6 protein-coding genes are annotated in these 5225 nt (G+C 72.3%); all 6 read left to right on the top strand.

Annotation, left to right across the window (positions count from 1 at the left end; genetic code table 11):
• Positions 1–1384 (top strand): SelB C-terminal domain-containing protein (locus B3I25_RS07915; protein WP_286738523.1); only part of this gene is annotated, 1384 nt, incomplete at its 5' end.
• Between the two features lie 138 nt (positions 1385–1522).
• Positions 1523–1837 (top strand): DUF3072 domain-containing protein, encoded by a 315-nt coding sequence (locus tag B3I25_RS12360; RefSeq protein ID WP_084118198.1) that lies wholly within the window; start codon positions 1523–1525, stop codon positions 1835–1837.
• Positions 1838–1949: 112 nt separating this feature from the next.
• Entirely contained in the window at positions 1950–2771 is an 822-nt protein-coding gene (locus B3I25_RS07905; RefSeq protein ID WP_098054159.1) for an alpha/beta fold hydrolase, read from the top strand.
• 443 nt (positions 2772–3214) lie between these two features.
• Complete coding sequence (locus B3I25_RS07900; RefSeq protein ID WP_206478697.1) at positions 3215–3475, top strand: hypothetical protein; 261 nt, start codon at positions 3215–3217, stop codon at positions 3473–3475.
• A 25-nt stretch (positions 3476–3500) separates the two neighbouring features.
• The gene (locus tag B3I25_RS07895) at positions 3501–4409 is read left to right on the top strand and encodes an EamA family transporter (RefSeq protein ID WP_286738522.1); all 909 of its coding nucleotides are present in this window, start codon (positions 3501–3503) and stop codon (positions 4407–4409) included.
• Positions 4410–4578: 169 nt separating this feature from the next.
• Positions 4579–5196: a mismatch-specific DNA-glycosylase gene (locus B3I25_RS07890; RefSeq protein WP_286738521.1), complete on the top strand. Its 618-nt coding sequence runs from the start codon at positions 4579–4581 to the stop codon at positions 5194–5196.
• Positions 5197–5225: the final 29 nt, after the last annotated feature.

Genomic DNA, 5225 nt, shown 5'->3' with positions numbered 1-5225 from the left:
CACGGGTCTCGCGGACGCTCCCGCCGTGGCCGTCTCGGCGCGGAAGGGAACCGGACTCGACGAGTTCCGGGACACGCTGGACGCGGTGCTCTCCCGCGTGCCCGGCCCGGACCCGGACGCCAGGATCCGGTTGTGGATCGACCGGGCCTTCACGATTTCCGGTGCCGGGACCGTGATCACCGGGACCCTGACCGCCGGGACCCTGCACACGGGTGACCGGTTGACCCTGCGCGGTCGAGCGGGAAAGCAAGAGGTCGCCGTGCGCTCGATCCAGAGTCAGAATGATTCCGTGGCGCGGATCGGACCCACCCACCGCGTGGCCGTGAACCTGCGGGGCACGAGCAAGGACGCGATCCACCGTGGGGACGTGCTCGTGGCCCCGGACGCGTGGCCGAGCGCGGGCGTCATCGAGGTCCGCCGTGAGCGGGGTGCTCCGTTCGACGAACTGCCCGCCGAGATCGTGGTGCACGCGGGAACGGCCGGCGTGGGCGCTCGGTTGCGACCGCTCGATGCCGATCACGCCCGATTGCAGCTGGACCACGAGATGACCCTCGTGCCGGGGGACCGGCTCGTGCTGCGCAGTCCCGGGGCGCAGGTCGCGGTCGGGGGTGCACGTGTGCTCGACGTCGACCCGCCCACCTTGGACCGGCGCGGTGCGGCCGCCCGGGAGGCCGCTCGGCTCGCGGGCATCGCCGACCACGGCGACCCCGTGGCGGAAACCGTCAAGTACGGGGCGGTGAGCACCGAGCGGTTGCGGCTGCTGGGGTTCGCGGCGGACGAGACGCCCTCCGGCGACGTCGTGGTGGCGGACGGATGGTGGATCCACGTGCCCCGGCTCACGGAGTGGGCCACGCAGTTGCGAGCGGCGGTCGAGGCCGCGCACGAGCGCGACCCCCTGGCCCCGGGACTGCCCCGGGGCGCGGCCCGCACAGCGCTCGGCGAACCGGGCGGTCGGCTCCTGGACACAGTCGTGGCCCGGGCGCAGCTCACGGAACGGGACGGGTACATCACGGTCCCCGGTCGCGGCGGTGGGCTCGGCACCGCGGAGGCGGCGATCGCCGCGCTCGAGAAGCGCTTGCGCGCGGAGCCGTTCGCGGCGCCCGAGGCGTACGAACTGCAGGAGCTGCGCCTCGGCCCGAGGGAACTCGCGACGGCGCAGCGGCTCGGTCGGGTGCTGCGGTTACCCGGCGACGTCGTCCTGCTGCCCACCGCGCCCGCGCTCGCGATGCGCGAGCTCGCGCGGCTGCCCCAGCCCTTCACCACGAGCCAGGCGCGGCAGGCGTGGGGTACCACGCGCCGGGTGGCCGTGCCGCTGCTCGAACACCTGGACGCCAAGGGCTGGACGCGGCGCGAGGACGGGAGCAACCGCAGCATCGTGCGGTGACCACCCGCCGCGGATCGGTACGAACGGAGGCACCTTGCGCGCCGTGAGCGAAACCTCCTCGCGGGGAGGCGGGGCGGGGGCTAGCGTCGACACCACGACAGCCGGTGATCCGGCGCGAGACCCAGCGAAGGAGCAGTCATGACCGAAACCCCCGCACAGGACCCCCAGGGCGGACAGCCCCCGCTCGAGAACGGCACCCCGGACGGCGCCCTGCCCGACCAGGCCGCCAACGGCGCGCCCCAGGGCGAGACCATCGGTGCGACCGGTGACGCCCAGGACTCATCCCTCGAGAAGGACCCCTCGACCTGGGTCAGCGGCGACGAGCCCATGACCGCGTCCCAGAAGTCCTACCTGGACACCCTCGCCAAGCAGGCCGGGGAGGAACTGCCCGCGGATCTCACCAAGGCGGAGGCGTCCCAGCACATCGAACGGCTCAAGGGCTCGCAGAACTGATCCGTCCTCATCCGGGACGTCCCGGATCCACCGCCCCGCACCCGGCAGCCACGCCGCGTGCGGGGCGGTGTCCGCTTTGGGGCCCGGTGGGCGCGCGCAGTAGATTGGGCCCGTGCCCCAGGACCAGAAACCCCTCGTGAAGACCACGCTCGTGGGAGACGGCGCGCACCGCGTCGTGTTCCTGCACGGGCTCTTCGGCCGCGGCAAGAACTTCACGAACATCGCCAAGGGATTGCGACCCGAGTTCCGCAGTCTGCTCGTGGACCTGCCCAATCACGGGGACTCCGCGTGGACGGACGAGTTCGGCTACGCGGACATGGCCGACACCGTGGCCGCCGAGCTGCGCGAGTCCTTCGCCGCGGACGGTCCTGTGGACGTCGTGGGCCACTCGATGGGCGGTAAGGTCGCCATGATCCTGGCCCTGCGCCACCCGGAGCTGGTCCGCCGGCTCGTGGTCGTGGACATCTCCCCGGTGGGCGCGCAGGAGTCCGGTGCCGGGCGGGGCGAGTTCGAGCACCTGCTGGACGCCCTGCAGCGCCTGGACCTGAGCGACGTCACCCACCGCTCCCAGGCCAACGCCGCGCTGCGCCCCGAGATCCCCGAGGACCACGTGCGCGGTTTCCTCCTCCAGAACCTGCGCCACCGGGACGGTGGTTTCGGGTGGCAGCCCAACCTGGGTCTGCTCCACGCCGAGCTGGGTGTCATCGGGGACTGGCCCTCGGACGACGTCGCCGGGCGCACCTTCACGGGGCCCGTCCTGTGGATCGCGGGGGAGCGTTCCGACTACGTCCAGGACAGCGACGTCCCCGCGATGCGCGCGCTGTTCCCGCGAACCGTGCGGATCACGGTGCGCGGCGCGAGCCACTGGGTGCACGCGGACCGCCCGGACGAGGTCATCTCCGCGCTACGCACGTTCCTGCTCGCGGAGCGCTGATCCCGCGCGGTGCCGCCGATCCGCGCGGCCCGCTCCTGGCTCGAGGACGTACTGATGCCGCGAACCCGCGGTTAACACGCGAGGGCGGCACCGCCGCGGTCGGTAGGGTTGACACTCCACGACCAAAGGAGCACCCCGGATGCACTCCGACCTCGGCCGCAGAATCTTCGTGACCCTGAGCGGGGTGTTCTGCATCGTCGGGACACTCGTGGGAGTCGGGGTGATCGGGACCTCGGTGGCGAACACCGCCGGCGGGGCCCTGGACTCGGACGCGACCCTGATCGCCCCGGCGGGCACCGCGTTCTCCATCTGGTCCGTGATCTACGTGGGCCTGTTCCTCTACACCGTGCGGCAGTGGCTGCCCAGCGTGGCCGAGACCACCCGGGAGCGCCGGATCGGCTGGCTCGCCGGGGTGTCCATGGTGCTCAACGCCGCGTGGCTGCGTGCTCCTCACCGCCGTCTCCGCCCGGCTCCTGGGTCCGCGTTTCACCGTGGCCGCGGCCGTGGTGTGGGCGCTCGTGTGGATCGGGGTGGCCCGCACCTCCAGCGGACCCGAGTCCCAGGTGGTGGGAACCGCGGCGTTCGTCCTCGCGGCCGTGACCTTGGTGATCTGGATCATCGCCCTGGTCCGGGGTCGCTACCGGGGCACCCGGGCACTCGACACCCGCGCGGGACGCGAGCGCAGCGGCGTCGTCGCGAGCTGACCAGGTACCGCGTAGCGTGGACGCCGTGAATCCCACGACCTCACCGACGGCCCGGGAGAGCGGTGGTTCGTCCGCGCAGGGCGTGCTGCTCGTGGTCGCCGCGGCGTTCGTCACGCAGACGGGCGCGGCGATCGCCGTGAGCCTGTTCGACCACGTGGGCGCCACGGGTGCCGTGTTCCTGCGACTGGTCATTGCCGCGGTGGTGCTGTGCGCCGTCGTGCGACCCTCCCCGGCGGGGCTCACGCGGCACACGATCGGGGTCGTGCTGGCGTTCGGGGTGGCCCTCGGTGGGATGAACCTGTTGATCTACCAGGCGATCGCGCGATTGCCACTCGGGATCGCGGTGACCATCGAACTGCTCGGACCGCTCGCGCTGTCCGTGATGCTGTCCCGGAAGTGGAGCGGGGTGCTGTGGGCCGCCCTGGCGCTCGCGGGCGTCGTGCTGCTGAGTGGTGTGGGCCCGGGCTCAGGGGTGCCCGACCTGGCGGGCTTGTTCTTCGCCATAGCTGCGGCCGCGATGTGGGCCGTGTACATCCTGATGTCCCGGCAGGCGGGGCGCAGTTTTCCGGGGACCCAGGGGCTCGCATGGGCCATGGTGATGGGCGCGGTGCTCGCGGCGCCCTTGGGGATCGCGAGCGGTGGAGCGGCGCTGCTCGAGCCGCACGTGTTGCTCGTGGGGCTCGCGGTGGCGCTGCTGTCCTCGGCGCTGCCCTACGCCCTCGAACTCGCGGCACTGCGTCGGTTGGCCGCCGAGACGTTCTCGATCCTGGTGAGCCTGGCACCGGCCGTCGCCGCTCTGGTGGGCTGGGTGATCCTGGGGCAGGTGCTGGGCCCTGCGGAGATCATCGGGATGGGCCTTGTGATCCTCGCCGGTGCGGCGGCCGTGTGCACGGGGCGTCTGCCATCCACGGGGCCGACGCCGCCCGCGACGTGAGCCGCGCGGGTTGCGGCCCGGTGTGCTCGCGCTGCGCGGTCTGCTCCTCCGGAGGGTCGTCCCGCCGCGGCTCCATCCGCTCCCCCGGAGGGGCGTCCTGTCGCGAGCGTCCCAGCTGTGTCCCGGCATCGATCCGGGCCGTCGGTGCCGCGGCCTAGCATGATCCACCATGGGATTCTCACGCGCCGAACTCGACTCCTACCGGGATCGCACCGTCCCGGATCTGCTGCCCCAGCCGTTGCGGCTGTTGTTCGTGGGAATCAACCCGGGGCTGTGGACCGCCGCGACCGGTGCGCACTTCGCCCGGCCGGGTAACCGGTTCTACCCGGCGCTGCACCGCGCAGGGATCACCCCGACCCTGATCAACGCGGCCGACGGCTACGTCCCGGAGGAACTGGCGCAGCTGACCGACCGGGGGATCGGGATCAGCAACGTGTGTCCCCGGGCCACCGCGCGGGCGGACGAGCTCACCGCGGAGGAGTTCCACGAGGGGGCACAGCGGCTGGACCGACTGGTCCGCGCGAAGCATCCCGCCGTGGTCGCGGTGCTCGGCATCACCGCGTACCGCGCGGCCTTCGACCGCCCCAAGGCCGTGACGGGTCGGCAGGATTCACCGTGGCCGGGCACCGACTTGTTCGTGGCACCCAACCCCAGCGGTCTCAACGCCCACAGCTCCCTGGACGACCTCGCGCGGATCTACGGTGACATCGCCCGCGCCGCGGGCATCGCCGTCGACCCGGAGGACACCCCTCGAAGCGTTGAACCTCGGGATGTCAAACACCCTTGACATCGGGTGTCAAGCACACTTGACTGTAG

Origin of the sequence: Kocuria sp. UBA1838 (genome assembly GCF_002338785.1) — a bacterium.
Classification (GTDB): domain Bacteria; phylum Actinomycetota; class Actinomycetes; order Actinomycetales; family Micrococcaceae; genus Kocuria; species Kocuria marina.
Note: the sequence above shows the minus strand (reverse complement) of the source record. Positions and strands in the feature narration are given on the sequence as shown.

What these genes read in the sequence shown, in the direction of transcription:
- B3I25_RS12360 (WP_084118198.1), top strand. Translation starts at nt 1,523, where the DNA reads ATGACCGAAACCCCCGCACAGGACCCCCAGGGCGGACAGCCCCCGCTC.
- B3I25_RS07890 (WP_286738521.1), top strand. Translation starts at nt 4,579, where the DNA reads ATGGGATTCTCACGCGCCGAACTCGACTCCTACCGGGATCGCACCGTC.